We start from the raw sequence: 19,424 nt of genomic DNA on the forward strand, positions 1-19,424 counted from the left end.
AATAATGTATTATTTAGTTAAGGAGGTGTAGTAAATGGCTGTACCAAAGAGAAGAACTTCCAAGGCACGCAAACGGAAGCGCCGTACCCACTGGAAGTTAAAAAGTCCTAATCTTGTAGAATGTCCTCAATGCCATGAACTAAAACTTTCTCACAGGGTATGTCCTTCCTGTGGTTATTACAAGGGAAGAGAAGTTGTAAGTAAATAAACTTACTATAAATAGGTGGAGCTATTCCACCTATTTTTTAATTTAACTTAAAAGAGGAGATAATATTTTTTTAGTAAATTTTTATTATTATTGGGTGACATGAGTAATTTAACCTTGCAAATATGAATTAAATAACGTATAATATTAGTTGGAATTAAGAGCTGGTCTTAAAAGGTGGTCATAAAAAATGTCGAGGCTGTCAAAAAAAGAAAGACAAAAATTACTTAAACAAGTAATTAAAGATAACCCTTTTTTAACTGATAAAGAACTGGCAGATAAATTTGAAGTTAGTATTCAGACAATAAGACTTGACAGGTTGGAACTGGGGATTCCAGAGGTCCGGGAACGGACTAAAACAGTAGCACAAAATGCCTACGCCCGATTACGGTCAGTAAATGAAGGGGAAGTTATTGGTGAATTGACTAAACTCAAACTTGATAACTACGCCGAATCCTATTTAACAACAACCCGGGAGATGGCATTACAGAAAACACCTATAATAAGAGGACATCATATCTTTGCCCAGGCAAATTCCCTTGCTGTAGCTGTAATAGATGCTGAAAAAGTGGTAACTGGTAGTGCTGAAATTAAATTTACCAGACCAGTTATGGTAGGTGATGTAATAAAAGCCAGGGCTGAGGTTAAAGAGATTAAAGGTAAAAAGTATTTTGTAGAAATAAAAATATATAAAGATTCAGACCTGGTTTTTTATGGTGATTTTACAATGTTTAAACTTGAAAATGGAGGGGTATAAATGAGAATAGTTATAGATGGAATGGGGGGAGATAAAGCTCCTGAAGAAATAATAAAAGGAGCTGTAAGCGCCCTAGATTCGTACGAAGATATAGAGTTAATAATAACGGGGATAGAAAAACACCTTAACAGGGAACTAAATAAATATAATTTTCCAGAAGACAGGGTTAAAATAATTCCTGCTTCGGAAATAATAAGTATGAATGAATCTCCATCTAAAGCCCTCAGAAAGAAAAAGGATTCGTCAATAGTGAAAGGAATTAATCTTGTTAAAGAGGATAAGGCTACTGCTTTTATCTCAGCAGGTAACACCGGGGCCGTTATGGCCGGTGGTTTATTTTTGCTGGGAAGGCTGCCCAGTATTAAAAGGCCTGCCATAGCTACTGTTTTTCCTTCACGTAACGGGGGTACTCTTGTAATTGATGCTGGAGCCAATGTGGATAGTAAACCAGAAAATCTAAATCAGTTTGCTATAATGGGGCAGATATATAGTAAACATGTTTTAGGTGTTAAAAACCCGAGGGTAGGCTTATTAAGTATTGGAGAAGAGCAGGCCAAGGGAAACCAGCTTACCAAAGGGGCCTTTTCCCTGTTAGATGAAGATAAAAGGATAATCAATTTTGTTGGAAATGTAGAGGGAAGAGATATATTTAACGGAAGTTGTGATGTGGTTGTCTGTGATGGCTTTGTAGGAAATGTGGTTCTGAAAACCACTGAAGGAGCAGCTTCATACATATTTGATTTAATAAAAGATACCTTTAATAAAAATATCCTCACCAAATTAAGTGGGCTTATGATTAAACCTTTTTTAAAAAAACAGATGGCCCTTGTGGACTATCGTCAATATGGTGGGGCTCCCTTATTAGGAGTTAATGGTGTGGTTATAATAAGCCACGGAAGTTCCAATTCTACCGCTATTAAAAATGCAATAAAAGTGGCCAAAGAGACTGTTAATAAAAATGTGGTAGGATTAATTAAACAAGAAATTAATAAGGATGGTGAGTAAGTATGGGAAGGAGAGCAACGGTAACAGGAGTGGGTATGTATGTTCCTCCAAAGATTTTAACAAATAAAGATTTAGAGAAGATGGTTGATACCAGTGATGAGTGGATAACTACCAGGACCGGTATTAAAGAAAGAAGAATTGCTGCTGATGATGTGCCGACCTCAGAACTGGCTTTAAAGGCAGCCCGGAAAGCGCTGGCTGATGCCGATTTGAAGGCAGAAGAGCTTGATTTAATTATGGTGGCAACAGTAACCCCGGATATGTCTTTTCCATCAACTGCCTGTATTTTACAGGAAAAACTGGGGGCTGATAAGGCTGCTGCCTTTGATATGGAGGCCGGTTGCTCAGGGTTTGTCTATGCAATGAGTGTAGCCAGTCAGTTTATAGAAACAGGTATGTACGATAATATCTTAATTATAGGTGCTGAAACCCTTTCCAAGATAACAGACTGGGAAGATAGAAGTACCTGTGTTCTGTTTGGAGATGGGGCCGGTGCTGCTGTATTACAGCCAACTGAAAATGGAGGTATACTGGCCACTGAACTGGGGGCAGATGGTACCGGTGGCAAGAGCCTGTTTATGCCAGCCGGTGGTTCCCTGAATCCAGCTGATAAAACGACAGTTGAAGAGAAAATGCATTATATAAAAATGGAAGGAAATCAGGTCTTTAAATTTGCTGTTAAAAAAATGGGGCAGGCTTCCCTGGATGTTATTAAAAAGGCTGGTTTAAATCCCGATGATGTTGATTTATTTGTTCCCCACCAGGCAAATATTAGAATTATAGATGCTGCCGCCAAAAGATTGAATTTAACCAAAGACAGGGTTTTTGTCAATTTACCTAAGTATGGAAATACTTCAGCTGCCTCTGTGCCCATTGCCCTGGCTGAAGCTAAAGAAGAAGGTTTAATTAATAATGGTGATATAATTGTACTTGTTGCCTTTGGGGCTGGCCTGACCTGGGCATCTGCAATAATTAAATGGGATGAGGGGGAGAACTAAATGGGATTGAAAACAGAATTATGTTCACTCCTTGATATAAAATATCCAATTTTACAGGGGGGTATGGCCTGGGTAGCTACCGGTGAGCTGGCAGCAGCTGTCTCTAAGGCCGGGGGGCTTGGAATAATTGGAGCCGGAAATGCCCCTGTAGATGTAATAAAGGATGAAATCAGGAAGGTTAAAGAAGTGACTGACAGACCTTTTGGTGTCAATATAATGTTATTATCACCTTTTGTTGATGATATTGTGGAGCTGGTTCTTGAAGAAAGGGTTCCGGTGGTTACTACCGGAGCAGGTAACCCGGGAAAATATATTAAAGGTTTTAAAGAAGTGGGAACAAAAGTGATACCGGTTGTCCCCTCAGTTGCTCTGGCTAAGAGGATGGCCCGACTCGGAGTAGATGCTTTAATAGCTGAAGGTAATGAAGCCGGGGGGCATATTGGAGAATTAACTACCATGGCCCTTGTTCCTCAGGTGGTAGATGCAGTAGATATTCCGGTAATTGCTGCCGGGGGAGTTGCTGATGGAAGAGGACTGGTTGCAGCCCTGGCCCTTGGTGCAGCCGGGGTTCAAATGGGGACAAGATTTGTCTGTACGGAGGAGTGTACAGCCCAGGAAAATTACAAAAAAGCAATAGTTAAAGCCAGAGACAGGGATGCTGTTGTGACCGGTCGGTCTACCGGTCATCCAGTTCGTAATCTTAAAAATAAATTGACCCGTACTATGAATAAGCTGGAAAGACAGGGAGTTTCTAAAGAAGAGCTAGAAAAGCTAGGCAGTGGAAAACTACGTCTTGCCGTAGTAGAAGGTGATATAGATAATGGTAGTGTTATGGCCGGTCAAATATCTGGACTTATAAATGATATAAAACCGGTAGAAGATGTACTCCAGTCAATTGTCAGGGATGCCGAGAATATAATAAATAAACAATTTAATTTAATCGGGGTGGATAAAGATGAGTAACAAAATAGCCTTTTTATTCCCCGGTCAGGGTTCACAATATGTTGGTATGGGTCAGGAATTAATTGAACATTACCCTGGAACTGATGATTTTTTTAAAAAGGCAAATCATATTCTTGGTTATGATCTTAAAGAGTTATGTTTTAATGGCCCTGAATCTAAATTAAATAATACTAAATACACTCAACCTGCCATTTTTACAGTAAGTATGATTATCTACAGTATATTGAATAGTAATAATATATACCCTGATGTTGTAGCCGGACATAGCCTTGGTGAGTATAGTGCCCTGGCAGCGGCGGGTGTTTTTACCTTCGAAGATGGTCTTAAACTTGTACACAGGAGAGGTAATTTAATGGATGAAGCCCTGCCGGAAGGTCAGGGGACTATGGCTGCCATAATAGGGCTTGAAAAGAAACAGGTTTTATCTATCTGTCAGCAGGTGGATGGGGTATGTGAAGTGGCTAATTACAATTCACCTTCCCAGTTAGTTATAACCGGGGAAACCCCGGCGGTTCAAGAAGCTATGAAACTGGCTGAGCAAGAAGGGGCTAAAAAAGTAGTTGGTCTTGATGTTAGTGGGCCTTTCCATTCTTCTTTAATGAAACCGGCCCGGGATAAACTTTCAAATTATATTAATGAAATTAATTTTAATGACCCGCAGGTACCTGTTGTAGCCAATGTAACCGGTGATTATGTTAAGGATAGTGCAGGTATCAAAAAGCTTTTAATAAACCAGTTGACCGGTAGTGTGCGCTGGGTGGAAAGCATGAACAGGTTATTGGAAGATGGTGTGGATATTTTTATTGAGGTTGGTCCTGGAAGGGTATTAAAAGGATTAATGAGGAGGATCAACCGGAAGGCAAGGGTATATAATATAGAGAATATAAAGACCCTTAATAAATTACTAGATATATTAAAGTAAATAATTATTATTTTTATTGACAAAAGGTATGTTAATAATTAAAATGGGGGTTGAGATATGAATTTAAAGGGTAAAGTTGCAGTAATTACAGGAAGCTCAAGGGGCATAGGAGCGGCAACTGCCAAAAAGTTAGCCGAGAAAGGGGCCAATGTTGTTATTAATTATCCTTTTCCCGGTGAAAAGGAGAATACTAATAAAGTTGTTGCAGAAATTGAAAACATAACTGGTGTTGAAGCTATTGCAGTAGAAGCGGATGTTTCCAGCCTGGATGCTGCCAAAAAACTTATAAAAAAAGCAGTAGATAAATTTGGTAAGGTAGATATTTTAGTAAATAATGCCGGTATAACCCGTGATAATTTGCTGTTAAGAATGAAAGAAGAAGAGTGGGATTCAGTTATTAATGTTAATTTGAAGGGTGTCTTTAACTGTACTAAGGCAGTTGTCAGGAGTATGATGAAACAACGTTCCGGTAAAATTATTAATCTGGCTTCTGTGGTTGGTATTATGGGAAATGCCGGTCAGTCCAATTATTCTGCCTCTAAAGCAGGTGTAATTGGCTTTACCAAATCTATAGCCAAAGAATTATCCTCCAGGGGAATAACTGCAAATGCTGTAGCTCCTGGTTTTATCAAGTCACATATGACTGACCAGTTATCAGATGATGTGAAAGAAGCCATGTTAAATGCTATACCTCTGAAAAAATTCGGAACAGTAGACGATGTTGCCAGTTTAATATGTTTCCTTGCTTCACCAGAAGCTGATTATATAAATGGTCAGGTTATCAATGTTGATGGTGGTATGGTAATGTAAAATATTTGAAAGGGGGTGAATATGGTGGACAATACTTTAGAAAAGGTAGTTGATATTGTTGTCGAAGAACTGGGAGTTGACCCTGATGAGGTTACCCCGGAAGCATCCTTTATTGACGACCTTGGAGCCGATTCCCTGGATGTAGTAGAATTAGTAATGGCTTTCGAGGAAGAGTTTGGGATTGAAATTCCTGATGAGGATGCTGAAAACATAGAAACTGTACAGGATGCTGTTGATTATATTGAGGAGAATTTATAATTACCAGTTTATAATTGATTCCCCGTTTATGTTTATATAAACATAAACGGGGTTTCAACCTATTAAGTAATATCTTTTTCAGGAATAAATATATAATTTATAAAGTGTTGAAAGGAGGAAGATAATGGATAAGCGCGTTGTTATAACTGGTCTGGGTGTTGTTTCCTCCTTGGGAATGAACCTGAATGAATTCTGGGAAAACATAAAAAATGGTAAATCCGGTATAAGTAAAATTACCAGATTTGATACCAGTGAATTCCCCAGTAAAATAGGGGCTGAAATAAAAGACTTTAATCCCGGGGAATATATAGACCGTAAAGACGCCAGAAGAATGGCCATATTTACTCAGTATGCTGTTGTTGCGGCCATGAAAGCTCTTGCGGATTCAAATTTAGAGATAGATGAAGGTAATGCCCATGAGGTCGGGGTCCTGATAGGTTCAGGTATTGGAGGTATTGAGGTTTTAGAGGACCAGATTGAGAGGTTAATAAAAAAAGGTCCCCGCAGGGTAAGCCCGTTTTTTGTTCCTATGATGATCTCCAACATGGCCTCTGGACAGGTTTCAATATATACCGGAGCCAAGGGACCCAACAGTAATGCGGTAACCGCCTGTGCTTCTGGAACTACTGCTATTGGGGAAGCAACCGAAATTATAAGACGTGGTGATGCCAGAGTAATGATTGCAGGAGGTTCTGAAGCAGGTATTGCTCCATCAGCCCTGGCCGGATTCGCTTCAATGAAGGCTCTGTCGACCCGTAATGAAGAACCTACTAAAGCCAGTCGTCCCTTTGATGCCGAACGGGATGGTTTTGTAATTGGTGAAGGTAGTGGTATTGTAGTTCTTGAAGAAATGGAACATGCTAAAGCCAGAGGGGCAAATATTTATGCTGAAGTAATTGGTTATGGAGCCAGTGGTGATGCCTATCATATTACTCAGCCTGCTCCAGAAGGAGAAGGGGCAGCCCGGGCGATGAAAATGGCAGTTGAAAAATCCGGTCTGAAGCCTGAAGAGTTGGATTACATTAACGCCCATGGCACTTCAACAGGTTTAAATGATAAATTTGAAACAATTGCTATCAAGAAGGTGTTCGGAGACCATGCCCGTAACGGGTTAATGGTAAGTTCTACTAAATCTATGACCGGACATTTACTGGGGGCTGCCGGGGGAGTAGAAACGGTAATTTCCTGTTTAACCCTTAGAGATGGAGTTGTTCCCCCGACAGTTAATTATGAAAATCCGGATCCGGATTGTGACCTCGATTATGTACCTAATGAATCTAGGGAAGTACCTGAATTAAAAACAGTTATGACCAATTCTTTTGGATTTGGGGGTCAGAATGCCTGTCTGGTACTTCGGAAAATTGATGAATAAGGAACCAGGGGAGTAATTTTAATGATAAGAATTTATAATAAAAAGCTTTTAAAAAAACTGGAAGAAAAATTAAATATCAGATTTAATGATATATCCCTGTTGCAAAAGGCTGTTACCCATAAATCCTTTGTCCACGAAAAGTCTGATCCGGACCTGGAGGATAATGAAAGGCTTGAATTTCTGGGTGATTCAGTTTTAAGTATTGTTATAAGTACTTATTTGTATAAAAATTTCCCTGAATATAATGAAGGGGAATTGGCAAAAATGAGGGCCTATATTGTCAGTTCTTCCCATCTTGCCTGCAAGGCCAGGGAGTTAGGTCTTGGTAAATATATTTTAATGGGCAAGGGGGAAGAACTGAATGGTGGTAGAGAAAGAGAATCTATTCTGGCTGACACACTGGAAGCAGTAATTGGAGCCATATATCTAGATCAGGGTTTTAATACTATAACCGATTTATTAATAAATTTTTTTAAAGATGATGTTAAAAAATTAGACCAGGGGAATATTATCAGGGATTACAAAACCTATTTACAGGAATTTATTCAGAAGGATGGTAGTTGTGAAATAAAATACAATATTATTAATGAATATGGCCCCGATCATAATAAGAAATTTGAGGTTGGGGTTAAAGTTAATGGAAAAGAACTGGGCCGGGGGACCGGTTTTAGTAAAAAAGAAGCAGAACAAAAAGCGGCTAAAGATGCTCTGAGTAATTTAGGAGAAATATAATTATTATGAAAAATAAATTAAATATTAAACTTAACCTCCCGGGATATTTCCGGAGTTAACTACATAAGGATGTATTAAAAAGAGTTACTCCCTGGGAGGTTGTTTTATGGGTGGATTTTTAAAAAAACTTGAAAGGATTTTTATGACCTTTCTGGTTATAACCTTAATACTAATGGTAAGTGTTCAAATTTTATTAAAAGATGATATCTCCAGGAGTAAAATAAAGAATATTGAAATGGCCATTAAAAATGTAATAGCTCCGGACCGCAATACTGTACCGGTCAGTTCTATCGATAATTACAAAAAAGAAATAACAGAAAAAAAGGGATATATGGTTATTGACCTACTGAATAACCTTAAATTGCCACAGGTTTATCTTATTAAAAATGGAAAGCGAGTGGCTAATTTTAAAGATGGTGTGGTTACTGTCAGGGTGGATAATGGTGATTTTCTGGAGATTGATGCCCGGTTTTATAAATCACCCCTGTGGTTTGAAATTACTGAGCTTTCCCCGTCTATTAAGACCTGGAAACCAGGTCAGCAGTTTAGAGTAAATGGTAATGAGAAAAAACTGGGAATTGTCCGGTTTTATGAAAAACTCTAGTTGATATAATTATTAAATTGTGTTAAAATATACAAAATCAATAAAAACACCCCATTTTTACTCCCGGTTTGTCGGGAGTAAGTTACTACAGGCAGGGTGTTTTTTCTTTATATAGTCAGGTTAGTAAAAGGGGTGATGTCATGAGAGGAATCAGAGGGGCTATTACTGTTGATACTAATACAGCAGAAGATATCATTAATTCTACAAGGAGACTCTTATCAGAAATTATAAATGAAAATCATATCCAGCAGGAAGAAATTGTGAGTATTATATTTACAGCCACTGAAGACCTTGATCAGGAATATCCTGCAGTAGCAGCCCGGGAGATGGGTTATAATAATGTACCTTTATTATGTCTGCAGGAAATGAATGTTACCGGTTCTCTGTCAAGCTGTTTAAGGGTATTAATACATATTAACCGGAACTGTAGTCTATCTGATATTAAACATGTTTATTTGAAAGAAGCTAAAAGGTTACGGCCTGATTTAGTAAATAATGTAAAAAAGGGGAGGCTTAGTTAATGATTGTGGTTATGAAGGATAATGCCAGTAAAAATGATATTGAAAAGGTAGTAAAGAGAATAGAAGAGCTGGGATATAAAACACATATTTCACGGGGTACTGAAATAACACTTATTGGAATAATAGGAGAATTAAACCGTGAGGAGCTAATTGATTCTCTGGGGGCCTATCCCGGAATTGAAAGGTTGGTTCCTATTCAGGAGCCCTATAAACTGGCCGGGAAATCCTTTAATGACTCCAGATCCAGGATTAAAATTGGTGAAGATGTCGTTATTGGTGGTAAAGAAGTTGTAATGATGGCTGGTCCCTGTGCAGTTGAAAGTGAACAGCAGATTATTAATACAGCCCGGGCAGTAAAAAAGGCAGGTGCTAAAATTCTGAGGGGTGGGGCCTTTAAACCAAGAACCTCACCCTACAGTTTTCAGGGTTTACATGAAAAGGGATTAAAATACCTTAAAAAAGCAGCCGAAGAGACTGGTTTAAAGGTAATAACAGAAGTAATGGACCCCAGGGATGTTGAATTAGTGGCCAGATATGCTGATATCTTTCAAATCGGGGCCAGGAATATGCAAAACTTTTTCCTGTTAAAGGAAGTTGGAAAAACAGATAAACCGGTTATGTTGAAGCGTGGTATGAATGCTACTTATAAGGAATTTTTAATGGCAGCAGAGTATATTATGTCAGAAGGAAACCATGATGTCATATTATGCGAAAGGGGTATTAGAACTTTTGAAACATATACCCGTAATACCCTGGATCTGGTTAGTGTTCCTGTTTTAAATAAACTAAGCCACTTACCTGTTGTCATTGACCCCAGTCATGGAACAGGTCAATGGGACCTGGTAGGCCCGGCAGCAAGAGGGGCAGTAGCTATAGGGGCAGATGGACTTATTATAGAAGTTCATCCTGAGCCGATTAATGCCTTAAGTGATGGACAGCAATCCCTTAAATTTGATAAATTTGAAGAACTGGTAGATGATCTGAAAAAGATTGCCAGGGCAATAGGTCGTGACCTATAATGTACCGGGTTGGTATAATTGGACTGGGGTTAATGGGGGGCTCTCTCGGACTGGCCCTCCATAAATATCTACCAAATATCCAAGTATATGGTCAGGATATAAAAAAAGATAATATAGATTATTCAATAACACATGGTATTATTGATAAGGAATTAACCACTTCACAACTCAAAAATATGGATCTTATCTTTATTGCCACCCCGGTGAGAAAAGTAGTGGGAGTTATAAAAGAAATATACCCTTATCTCAATTCAACTAAAACTATAATAACTGACATGGGAAGTACTAAAGCCGGTATTATAAAAGAAGTAACCAGGTTTTTTCCTGATTTAAAATTCATCGGGGGTCATCCCATGACCGGTAAGGAGACCAGTGGTCCTTCTGTTGCTGACCCTGAGCTATTTAAAGACAAGAATTATATTCTGGTCACAGAGGGGAAAGATGCCGAAACCGGGATAATAGAAGACATCTTAATTAAAATAGGGGCCCGGATTTATTATTTAAATCCCGAAGAACATGATTTTATGGTTTCCTTTACCAGCCATTTACCCCAGGTCATATCAACTCTGATGATAAATATCCTGACCAGACTAGAAAAGGATTATAATGAAATTACCAATCTTATTGGAGGTGGCTTTCTGGATTTAACACGTATTGCAGCCAGTAATCCTGATATGTGGGTTGATATTTTTATTTCCAATAGAGATAATATTTTAAAACAAATTGATTTATTTATGACTGAATTTAATAAAATTAAGGTTTCACTAAGAAATAATGACGAAGAAGTACTTTATCGCTTTATGAAATCAGGGAGGCAGAGAAGAAAAGATTTAGAGAAGGTGATAACTGGTGGAACTCAAAATAAAAAAGAGTAATCCCCTTAAGGGTGAAATAAATATTCCAGGTGATAAATCTATCTCACATCGTTCGGTGATATTTACCTCTCTTGCAGAAGGAAGAAGTTTAATCAGGGGGTTTCTGGAAAGTGAGGACTGTTTAAATACCCTCAGGGCTTTCCAGATGATGGGAGTTAATATTGAGAAGATAAAGCCTGGAGAATATATAGTAAATGGGGTTGGCCTTTATGGTTTAAAAGAGCCTGGTGATGTCATTGACTGCGGTAATTCCGGAACTGGTATGAGGCTTTTATGTGGTCTTCTGGCTCCCCAACCTTTCTATAGTGTGTTGACAGGTGATAACTCTCTTCGAAATAGACCGATGGGAAGAGTGGTAAACCCTTTAAGACAGATGGGGGCCAGTATCTGGTGCCGTGATGGGGGGTATGCCCCTTTAAGCATTAAGGGGGAGAAACTTGAGGGAATTTCCTACACTTTACCGGTTGCCAGTGCTCAGGTAAAATCCTCTCTGTTACTGGCAGGGTTGTATTCACAGGGAGATGTTTTTCTTACCGAACCAGGTCCCTCCCGGGACCATACCGAGAGAATGCTTAAGGGTTTTGGTGTAAAAGTTTATAAAAAAGGTAATTCTATAAAACTTCCCCATAGTGAGGACACTAAATTAACTCCCCAGGAGGTTTTAATACCCGGTGATATCTCTTCAGCTGCTTTTTTTATTGTTGCTTCTTTAATAACACCGGGCAGTGAGATTCTCCTTAAAAATGTTGGTCTAAACCCGACCAGATGTGGTATAATTGATGTTGTAAGGCAGATGGGAGGGAACCTTGAATTGTTAAATGTAAGAGAGGTTAATGGGGAGAAATCAGCTGATATTTTAGTAAAATATAGTGAGTTAGAGGGTGTTCATATTGATGGAGATATTATACCGAGACTTATAGATGAAATACCGGTTATCGCAGTTCTGGCGTCCCAGGCCCGTGGGGAAACAGTTATTAGAGATGCTGCAGAATTAAAGGTTAAAGAGACTGATAGAATCAAGGCTACCGTTACTGAACTCGGTAAATCAGGGGTTGATATTGAAGAATTACCTGATGGCATGGTTATTAAAGGCCCCTGTTCTATTATAGGGGGAGTAAAATTAGAGAGCTATAAAGACCACAGAATAGCCATGTCCCTGGCTGTAGCTGGACTGTTAGCTGAAGAACAGATTACTATTAAAAATAGTGAGTGTATTAACACATCTTTCCCGCAATTCAATAAACTATTACAGAAATTAATTCAATAATACAGGTGATGAAGATGAAGAAAAACCTTGAGTATTTTTATGTACTTTTTTTAATTCCTTTTTTATGGGGTAGTACTTTTTTGTTTACCAAGGTATGCCTCCGGTTTTTTCCACCGGTTTTTCTGGGGGGTTTGAGATATTTAACAGGTGGTTTAATATTTGCAATAATATTGATTTTAAAGTATGGATACAGTCATACAATAACTACAATTAAAAGAAATTTTGCTGGTATTGTCCTGGTTGGGTTTACCGGGGTAACGATAGCTGTTCTTTTTCAAAATCTGGGTTTGATGTATACAACAGCTTCTTCAGCAGCTCTATTAAACTCATTTGAACCGGTAATGGTTTTTTTCTTATCTATCTTAATCCTGAAAGAGAAAGCAACCCTTAATAAAATACTGGGATTAATTATTGGTTTTTTAGGTGTTATTATAATAATTAGTAATGGTAATTTAAGTAGTTTATTTTCTTTAAACACTAATTTATTAGGAAATCTATTAATGCTTGTATCACTTCTTGGTTATTCTTTTTATACTATAATCGGAAAAATTGTCTTAAATGATACTCCGCCCCTGATTGTAGTTGGAGTAAGTACCCTGTTCGGGGGTATTACCCTTTTAATACCTTCATTTTTTCTGGAGCAAATTCCTGATTTGACTTTAACTCCTCCTGAAGTATGGTTCAGCTTTATTTATATGGCTACATTACCAACGTGTTTAGCCTATTATCTCTATTTTAAATTATTACAGAACATAAATGCCTCTAAAACTGTTGGTATCATCTTGATGATTCCTCTTTATGGTTCTGGACTGGGAATACTTATTCTAAAGGAACCAGTCAATCCCTGGTTTGTTCTGGGAAGTATTTTGGTTCTGACAGGGGCCTGGTTAACCGAATCAGGCAAAAAAATATTGAATTATGTGAGGAATATAAGAAAGTATTTTGAGCCTGCTCAGGTAGAATAAAGATGCATACAAGACCGGTTGATATTATAACAAATATATAACTGAAATTATTACATTCCTCTGGATTAATTAGCTGGACAAGTTTATTTTACGTGAGGTGGTAGTTATGAATAATGTAATAGCAATTGACGGACCAGCCGGGGCAGGAAAGAGTACTTTAGCCCGTTTATTGGCCCGGAAGCTTAAATACAGGTACTTAGATACCGGAGCAATGTACCGGGCCGTTACCTGGTTAGCGCTAAGGGAAAACATTGACCTTGACAATATTCAGGGGTTGACCAGCCTTGCCAATAACATAGATATAGAGTTTTCTCCACCTTCCGGGGATAGAAAAGGACGGATATATGTTAATGGTAATGATGTTACTGAGGAGATAAGAACACCACTTATTAATAAAAATGTGTCAAAGGTGGCCAGGGTTAAAGGTGTCAGGGACGCCATGGTCAGGCAACAGAGGAAACTGGCTCAAGGTGGCCATATTATTATTGATGGTCGTGATATAGGTACCAGGGTAGTTCCTGATGCTGAATTTAAATTCTTTATTACGGCTTCATTAGAGGAGCGGGCCAGAAGGCGTTATACTGAACTTAAAGAAAAGGGTACAGGGGTAAATTTTCAAGAGGTGAAAGCGGAAATAGCAAGGCGGGATAAAATTGATTCAGAACGGGAGTGTTCTCCCCTGACCAAACCGGAGGACGCGTTTTTAATTGATACTACTGGTATGTCCATTGATGAGGTGTTAACCAGGGTTATTAATATTATCAGAACAGGGGGCCAGGATTTAAATGAATAAATTAAGGCAGGTATTAGGAAAAGTATTATACTGGTTAGCCTATTCTATATTTAATATATATTTTCTTGTGGTACATAGATGGCAGGTTGTCGGGAAGGAGAACCGCCTGACAAAAGGACCACTTATTGTAATGTCCAACCATGTAAGTAATCTTGACCCACCTGTGGTTGGTTGTATAATGAATAGACAGGTTCATTTCATGGCTAAAAAGGAATTATTTGAAAATCCAGTATCCAGATGGGTATTTAATACCATCGGAACTTTTCCTGTAAAGAGAGGAAAACCTGATCGGAAAGCCCTTCGCCAGGCTTTTTCAATATTAAAACAGGAAAAAGTACTGGGAGTCTTTCCTGAAGGAACAAGACATCGTCAGGGAAAACCGGGTAAAGCCCGCCTGGGGGCAGTTATGATTGCTTTAAGGAGTGAAGCCCCGATTTTACCGGTGGGAATTAGATATGATGATGGTAAAAAGATCAGGGTATCTATCGGGGAACCATTTACCCTGGATGAATATTATGGACGAAAAGTAACCAGGGAAGAAATGAAAGAAGCCGGACAAATTATCATGGACAGGATAATACAGCAGCTTAATAATATTGAACCGGGGTACGGCAAATAAATTATTAATTATATAAAACTAAAATAAATAATATGATAAACCATAAACCCTCCTTAAAACGGAGGGTTATTTTATTTTCTATTTTTAAATTAATACCCGGGTAATTTTTTTGCAGAATAAACTACAAAAATAACATAAAATAGTAAAAAATAATAATGATTGTCATTAATGTAAACATATGTTATTATTAAACTGGATTAATATTGGAAGGAAGGGGGAAATTAATGTCAGCTATAGATTTAGAAACAGGTCTTTTATTTATTTTAGTGAGAAATATGGGTGTTGTTGTCACTTTTGCCTATATATTAAGTATGACCAGGCTCTTTAAAAGATTTTTCTATGCCCCATTATCTCGAAAAGAAAAGATTTTTCTGGTCATTTTTTTTGGGCTCTTATCGGCATCAGGCACATATCTCAGTATATATATTATGGATGCTTATGCAAATATAAGGGCGATTGGGGCCGTAGTAGCTGGCTTTCTGGGAGGTCCCCTGATAGGGGTTCTGGTCGGGACTGTTGGTGGAATACACCGTTTTACGCTCGGGGGGTTTACAGCTCTGGCCTGTGCAATAGGAACCATGACTTCTGGTTTAATCGGTGGTTTATTTCATAAATCTTTTAAAAATCAACAAATTAATAGTAAGAATTCTTTTTATATTGGGGCAGTAGCTCTGATTATAGAGATGGTAATTGTAATTATATTTAGCAGACCAATTGAACTTGCCCTTCAACTGGTGTCGGTTATAAGTTTACCAATGATAATAGCCAATGCTGCAGGGATTTCATTATTTGTCAGTATTCTCAATAATGTTGAAAAGGAAAATGAAAATATTAAGGCAAAACAGGCGAGATTGACGCTGGATATTGCTAATCAGACCATAAACTATTTCAGGGAGGGTTTAGCCCACGGCAGGGCTGTTAAAAAAGCATCAGAAATTATATTACAAAAAACAGGGGCTTCTGCAGTAGCAATTACAGACAGAGAGAAGATTATTGCCTTTGCCGGTAAGGGTTCAGATCATCATTTTCCGGGAGAACCATTTTTAACTTCTGTTACCAGACAGACCATAAATGAAGGTAAGGTTTCGGTGGCAAAAACTAAAAAAGAAGTCGGTTGTCCGGTTGAAAATTGTCCACTAGAGTCAGTCGTGGTAGCTCCACTGAAATGGGATGGGAGAGTAATGGGGTCCTTAAAACTATACCATACAGAACGTAAATTATCTAAAGTTGATATAAGCCTGGCCGAGGGTATTTCAACCCTCTTATCTACCCAGATTCAGCTATCCCGTTTATCGGAACAGGCTAAATTAAAGACAGAAGCTGAATTAAAAGCCTTACAGGCCCAGGTGAATCCCCACTTTTTATTTAATTCACTGAATACAATTGCCTCTTTTACAAGGACAGATCCAGAAAAAGCCAGGGAATTACTCCTGAGGCTATCCGATTTTTTTAGAACAACCCTTTCAAAGGGCCATGACCTGGTGTCATTAGAGACTGAAATTAAATCTGTCAGGAATTATTTCTTTTTAGAAAAAGCCAGGTTTGGAGAAAGGCTCGAATTAGTTATAAATATTCCTGATGAATATATGTCGGTTATGATCCCCAGTTTTACCTTGCAGCCCCTTATTGAAAATGCTGTAAAACATGGTATATTTCCAAAAAATCGAAAGGGGAAAATAGACCTGTCAGTCCGTAGCAATGAAGATATTATTGAACTAATTGTAAGGGATAATGGGGTTGGTATTCCGGAAGAAGAATTAAAAATGGTCTTAAAAGAGGGTTATGGTAAAGGTTCCGGGATTGGTTTAAGTAACGTTATGGCCAGAATCAAGAATATTTTTGGTCCAGAGTATGGACTTACCATGGAGAGTGAAGAAAATACGGGGACCGAAGTTGTAATAAAAGTACCGTTACAGACAATTAAAAGAGAGGAGAACACCCCATGGAAATGCAGGCTTTAGTAGTTGACGATGAAGCACCGGCCAGAAATGAGTTAATATTTATGCTTGAAAATAGTAAGGTTAATTTCCGGGTCAGGGAGGCAGATAATGGGAAAAAAGCCCTTGAGCTTGTAAATAATCATAATTTTGATGTGATTTTCCTGGATATTCAGATGCCTTCTTTAACCGGACTGGAAGTAGCTGCTGAAATTCTTAAGGTGGAGGATAAACCTGAAATTGTTTTTGTTACAGCTTATGATGAATATGCTATTAAGGCTTTTGAATTAAATGCTGTTGATTATTTACTGAAGCCATTTTCCAGGAAGCGTTTTGAGGAAACCATTAACCGGGTAATGAGTCATTCAAAAAAAGATAGAATAAAAGATACTATAAAAATAAATAAGGCTATTTCCCAATTAACCCCGGAATTAAAAAGGATACCGGTAAATTCAAAACGGGGACGGATTAAGTTATTAAAACCTTCAGAGATTTACTATGCCACAACTGAAGGGGGTAAGGTCTTTATAACATCTGAAGAGGGTGTATTTGAGTTTGCTAATGGATTAAAGGAGCTTGAAGAAATGTTAAACCTGCCCCAATTTTTTAGATGCCATCGAAGTTACCTTGTTAATCTGTCTAAAGTAAAAGAACTGATTCCCTGGTTTAAAGGAAATTATTATCTTATTATTAATGATGAAAGTGAAGAGGAAATTCCGGTAGGGAGAACCAGGGTGAACGAGTTAAAGAAAAAATTAAATTTATAGTTAAATTAATAGTATTTAAAATATATATTTTTATTTAAAATATATATTTTACAGTTTGTCCCCCTATTTTTACAATTTAGAGAAATTATATAGGTAATATCTTTGTTTTAAATTACAATTAAGGTGAAATATAAAACGGGGGGGACATAAATGAATTCTGCAGTAGTAGGACTTATTGCATTTTTTCTCTTATTTTTAGGTTATAAGTACTATGGTGGGTTAATAGAACGTAAGGTAGTTAGACCGGATGATAGCAAAAAAACACCGGCCCACCGTCTTTATGATGGACAGGATTATAGTCCTGGTAAAAAGTCTTTGTTGTTTGGACACCATTTCTCCTCAATTGCCGGGGCTGCCCCTATTATTGGACCTGTTGTTGCGGTTTATAACTTTGGATGGGGGTTGGGAGCTGTCTGGATTGTAGTTGGCGCTATTTTTATGGGAGCTGTTCACGATTATTTATCACTCATGGTCTCTGTAAGAAATGATGGTAACTCTATGGCAGATGTAGCCGGAAAGGTAATGGGTAAAAAATCCAAAAAGATGTTTGCTATCTTTATGTGGATAACCCTGGTATTAATTATTACCGTATTTGGCTGGGTTGCTGCTAAAACCCTGGCTACTAAACCGGAAATTGTACTACCTACCTTTTTGCTGTTACCTATTGCTATGTTGTTCGGGTTTGCTGTCTACAGGTTAAATGTACCTGTCTCTGTAGGAACCATATCTGCTATATTGCTGCTACTGGGTAGTATATACCTGGGTTATAAAGTTCCTATATTATTACCTTTTGCTTTAAAAACCAATATGATACTCTGGTTTACAGCTTTAATGGGGTATGCACTGGTTGCTTCGGTATTACCAGTATGGTTACTTTTACAGCCGCGGGATTATTTAAGTACCTTTGTGTTGTTTATCGGTCTTGCCGTTGGAATAGCCGGCCTGCTTGTAACCCATCCTGAAATTAACGCTCCGGTATTTACCGGTGTTATGTCAGGGCAGGGTCCTGTCTGGCCAACATTGATGGTTCTGATTGCCTGTGGAGCTATTTCCGGTTTCCATTCTATTGTATCCGGTGGTACAACTTCTAAACAGCTTGATAAAGAAAGTGATGGAAGGGTAATTGGTTATGGTGGTATGATTATGGAATCAGTTCTTGCTTTTATTGCTCTTCTTGCTGTCAGTGCCGGACTTTTCTGGAATCCCCCGGCTGGTATGGAGCAATTTGGTTTTAGAACTTTATTTGAACAAAAGGGCTGGATTGTGGCTTTTGGGACCGGTTATGGACGTTTTGTAGAACCCTTTATAGGGATTTCTCTAGGAACATTATTTGCCATGACCATGTTAAAAACCTTTATTATGACATCACTAGATACTTCTACCCGTCTGGCCAGGTTTATATTTACAGAAACATTTGGTGAAAACTCTAATATCTTAAAAAATAAATGGGTAGCTTCATTTATTTCAATATTACCGGCATTTATACTTGGTGTAACTGGAAGCTGGCAGGGTATATGGACACTTTTTGGTGCCTCAAACCAGTTGATAGCAGCATTATCTTTAATTGTAGTTTCGGCTTACCTTATCGGGGTTAAAAAACCGGCAAAATACACCCTTATTCCGGCAGGCATTATGCTTATTACAACTATAGTTGCTTTATTATACAAGATTTATTCTGACCTGATATTAGCACCTGAACCCAAATACTTTATTGTTCTGGTAGCTTTAGTAATCTTGTATCTCGCCATTGTAATGATGCGGGAAGCCAGGGATATCTTCTTTAATAAAAAAATAAACGTAGAAAACAATATGTAAATATATAAAAGACAAAATCATGTCTCAGGATACACCCCGGAATATTGATTCCGGGGTGTTTTATATGTGTGTCCTGTATGCGTAAACAGCTTTACGGTGATAATCCGGAACAGGAGTTTGCAACGCCAAACGTTAGTAGAATAGTAAGGTCATCTGATGTGAGGCAGTGTCTGAAGAAGACTGTAGCAAACTTCATCCCGGGAACAGGTTCCTCTTCTCC

General features: G+C 38.1%; 21 protein-coding genes. All 21 read left to right on the top strand.

Features of this window, described 5'->3' with window-relative positions; genetic code table 11:
- Positions 1-34 precede the first annotated feature (34 nt).
- The 21 genes from rpmF (at position 35) to HORE_RS05475 (ending at position 19,204) form a co-directional block, all read left to right on the top strand.
- Positions 35-208 carry a 50S ribosomal protein L32 gene (rpmF, locus tag HORE_RS05375; protein ID WP_012635964.1) on the top strand — a complete coding sequence of 58 codons (174 nt, stop codon included), beginning with the start codon at positions 35-37 and terminating at the stop codon, positions 206-208.
- Between the two features lie 187 nt (positions 209-395).
- Positions 396-962, top strand: a complete 567-nt coding sequence (gene fapR / locus HORE_RS05380; RefSeq protein WP_012635965.1) for a transcription factor FapR — start codon at positions 396-398, stop codon at positions 960-962.
- Complete coding sequence (gene plsX, locus HORE_RS05385) at positions 963-1,967, top strand: phosphate acyltransferase PlsX (protein ID WP_012635966.1); 1,005 nt, start codon at positions 963-965, stop codon at positions 1,965-1,967.
- Between the two features lie 2 nt (positions 1,968-1,969).
- Entirely contained in the window at positions 1,970-2,965 is a 996-nt protein-coding gene (locus HORE_RS05390; RefSeq protein ID WP_012635967.1) for a beta-ketoacyl-ACP synthase III, read from the top strand.
- Entirely contained in the window at positions 2,966-3,928 is a 963-nt protein-coding gene (gene fabK / locus HORE_RS05395; RefSeq protein WP_012635968.1) for an enoyl-[acyl-carrier-protein] reductase FabK, read from the top strand. It abuts the gene before it with no gap.
- Positions 3,921-4,850 (top strand): ACP S-malonyltransferase, encoded by a 930-nt coding sequence (gene fabD / locus HORE_RS05400; RefSeq protein WP_012635969.1) that lies wholly within the window; start codon positions 3,921-3,923, stop codon positions 4,848-4,850. Before fabK ends, fabD begins: the two co-directional genes overlap by 8 nt.
- Before the next feature lie 57 nt (positions 4,851-4,907).
- Positions 4,908-5,660, top strand: coding sequence for a 3-oxoacyl-[acyl-carrier-protein] reductase (fabG, locus tag HORE_RS05405; protein WP_012635970.1), 753 nt, complete (start codon positions 4,908-4,910; stop codon positions 5,658-5,660).
- A 21-nt stretch (positions 5,661-5,681) separates the two neighbouring features.
- Positions 5,682-5,918, top strand: a complete 237-nt coding sequence (locus HORE_RS05410) for an acyl carrier protein (protein ID WP_012635971.1) — start codon at positions 5,682-5,684, stop codon at positions 5,916-5,918.
- 124 nt (positions 5,919-6,042) lie between these two features.
- Positions 6,043-7,290: a beta-ketoacyl-ACP synthase II gene (fabF, locus tag HORE_RS05415; protein ID WP_012635972.1), complete on the top strand. Its 1,248-nt coding sequence runs from the start codon at positions 6,043-6,045 to the stop codon at positions 7,288-7,290.
- Between the two features lie 21 nt (positions 7,291-7,311).
- Complete coding sequence (rnc, locus tag HORE_RS05420; protein ID WP_012635973.1) at positions 7,312-8,022, top strand: ribonuclease III; 711 nt, start codon at positions 7,312-7,314, stop codon at positions 8,020-8,022.
- A gap of 106 nt (positions 8,023-8,128) precedes the next feature.
- A complete protein-coding gene (locus tag HORE_RS05425) occupies positions 8,129-8,626 on the top strand; it encodes a hypothetical protein (protein WP_012635974.1) in 498 nt (165 codons plus the stop codon).
- A gap of 140 nt (positions 8,627-8,766) precedes the next feature.
- Positions 8,767-9,147, top strand: a complete 381-nt coding sequence (gene aroH, locus HORE_RS05430; protein ID WP_012635975.1) for a chorismate mutase — start codon at positions 8,767-8,769, stop codon at positions 9,145-9,147.
- Positions 9,147-10,166 carry a 3-deoxy-7-phosphoheptulonate synthase gene (gene aroF, locus HORE_RS05435; protein ID WP_012635976.1) on the top strand — a complete coding sequence of 340 codons (1,020 nt, stop codon included), beginning with the start codon at positions 9,147-9,149 and terminating at the stop codon, positions 10,164-10,166. The genes aroH and aroF overlap by 1 nt, the downstream gene beginning before the upstream one ends.
- The gene (locus HORE_RS05440; protein ID WP_012635977.1) at positions 10,166-11,041 is read left to right on the top strand and encodes a prephenate dehydrogenase; all 876 of its coding nucleotides are present in this window, start codon (positions 10,166-10,168) and stop codon (positions 11,039-11,041) included. The genes aroF and HORE_RS05440 overlap by 1 nt, the downstream gene beginning before the upstream one ends.
- Positions 11,016-12,308: a 3-phosphoshikimate 1-carboxyvinyltransferase gene (gene aroA / locus HORE_RS05445; protein ID WP_012635978.1), complete on the top strand. Its 1,293-nt coding sequence runs from the start codon at positions 11,016-11,018 to the stop codon at positions 12,306-12,308. The genes HORE_RS05440 and aroA overlap by 26 nt, the downstream gene beginning before the upstream one ends.
- Before the next feature lie 14 nt (positions 12,309-12,322).
- Entirely contained in the window at positions 12,323-13,273 is a 951-nt protein-coding gene (locus HORE_RS05450; RefSeq protein WP_012635979.1) for a DMT family transporter, read from the top strand.
- 106 nt (positions 13,274-13,379) lie between these two features.
- Positions 13,380-14,066: a (d)CMP kinase gene (gene cmk / locus HORE_RS05455; RefSeq protein WP_012635980.1), complete on the top strand. Its 687-nt coding sequence runs from the start codon at positions 13,380-13,382 to the stop codon at positions 14,064-14,066.
- Positions 14,059-14,685, top strand: a complete 627-nt coding sequence (locus HORE_RS05460) for a lysophospholipid acyltransferase family protein (RefSeq protein ID WP_012635981.1) — start codon at positions 14,059-14,061, stop codon at positions 14,683-14,685. The genes cmk and HORE_RS05460 overlap by 8 nt, the downstream gene beginning before the upstream one ends.
- 224 nt (positions 14,686-14,909) lie before the next feature.
- On the top strand, positions 14,910-16,646 hold the full coding sequence (locus HORE_RS05465) for a sensor histidine kinase (RefSeq protein ID WP_012635982.1): 1,737 nt from the start codon (positions 14,910-14,912) through the stop codon (positions 16,644-16,646).
- Positions 16,628-17,389, top strand: coding sequence for a LytR/AlgR family response regulator transcription factor (locus HORE_RS05470; RefSeq protein ID WP_012635983.1), 762 nt, complete (start codon positions 16,628-16,630; stop codon positions 17,387-17,389). Before HORE_RS05465 ends, HORE_RS05470 begins: the two co-directional genes overlap by 19 nt.
- 150 nt (positions 17,390-17,539) lie before the next feature.
- The gene (locus tag HORE_RS05475) at positions 17,540-19,204 is read left to right on the top strand and encodes a carbon starvation CstA family protein (protein WP_012635984.1); all 1,665 of its coding nucleotides are present in this window, start codon (positions 17,540-17,542) and stop codon (positions 19,202-19,204) included.
- The last annotated feature ends 220 nt before the right edge of the window (positions 19,205-19,424 follow it).

The organism is Halothermothrix orenii H 168, assembly GCF_000020485.1.
GTDB classification, from domain to species: Bacteria; Bacillota; Halanaerobiia; order Halanaerobiales; family Halothermotrichaceae; genus Halothermothrix; species Halothermothrix orenii.

Bases quoted from the DNA above. Each gene is read 5' to 3' on its own strand.
- rpmF (WP_012635964.1), top strand. From the start codon at position 35: ATGGCTGTACCAAAGAGAAGAACTTCCAAGGCACGCAAACGGAAGCGC.
- fapR (WP_012635965.1), top strand. From the start codon at position 396: ATGTCGAGGCTGTCAAAAAAAGAAAGACAAAAATTACTTAAACAAGTA.
- plsX (WP_012635966.1), top strand. From the start codon at position 963: ATGAGAATAGTTATAGATGGAATGGGGGGAGATAAAGCTCCTGAAGAA.
- HORE_RS05390 (WP_012635967.1), top strand. From the start codon at position 1,970: ATGGGAAGGAGAGCAACGGTAACAGGAGTGGGTATGTATGTTCCTCCA.
- fabK (WP_012635968.1), top strand. From the start codon at position 2,966: ATGGGATTGAAAACAGAATTATGTTCACTCCTTGATATAAAATATCCA.
- fabD (WP_012635969.1), top strand. From the start codon at position 3,921: ATGAGTAACAAAATAGCCTTTTTATTCCCCGGTCAGGGTTCACAATAT.
- fabG (WP_012635970.1), top strand. From the start codon at position 4,908: ATGAATTTAAAGGGTAAAGTTGCAGTAATTACAGGAAGCTCAAGGGGC.
- HORE_RS05410 (WP_012635971.1), top strand. From the start codon at position 5,682: ATGGTGGACAATACTTTAGAAAAGGTAGTTGATATTGTTGTCGAAGAA.
- fabF (WP_012635972.1), top strand. From the start codon at position 6,043: ATGGATAAGCGCGTTGTTATAACTGGTCTGGGTGTTGTTTCCTCCTTG.
- rnc (WP_012635973.1), top strand. From the start codon at position 7,312: ATGATAAGAATTTATAATAAAAAGCTTTTAAAAAAACTGGAAGAAAAA.
- HORE_RS05425 (WP_012635974.1), top strand. From the start codon at position 8,129: ATGGGTGGATTTTTAAAAAAACTTGAAAGGATTTTTATGACCTTTCTG.
- aroH (WP_012635975.1), top strand. From the start codon at position 8,767: ATGAGAGGAATCAGAGGGGCTATTACTGTTGATACTAATACAGCAGAA.
- aroF (WP_012635976.1), top strand. From the start codon at position 9,147: ATGATTGTGGTTATGAAGGATAATGCCAGTAAAAATGATATTGAAAAG.
- HORE_RS05440 (WP_012635977.1), top strand. From the start codon at position 10,166: ATGTACCGGGTTGGTATAATTGGACTGGGGTTAATGGGGGGCTCTCTC.
- HORE_RS05450 (WP_012635979.1), top strand. From the start codon at position 12,323: ATGAAGAAAAACCTTGAGTATTTTTATGTACTTTTTTTAATTCCTTTT.
- cmk (WP_012635980.1), top strand. From the start codon at position 13,380: ATGAATAATGTAATAGCAATTGACGGACCAGCCGGGGCAGGAAAGAGT.
- HORE_RS05460 (WP_012635981.1), top strand. From the start codon at position 14,059: ATGAATAAATTAAGGCAGGTATTAGGAAAAGTATTATACTGGTTAGCC.
- HORE_RS05465 (WP_012635982.1), top strand. From the start codon at position 14,910: ATGTCAGCTATAGATTTAGAAACAGGTCTTTTATTTATTTTAGTGAGA.
- HORE_RS05470 (WP_012635983.1), top strand. From the start codon at position 16,628: ATGGAAATGCAGGCTTTAGTAGTTGACGATGAAGCACCGGCCAGAAAT.
- HORE_RS05475 (WP_012635984.1), top strand. From the start codon at position 17,540: ATGAATTCTGCAGTAGTAGGACTTATTGCATTTTTTCTCTTATTTTTA.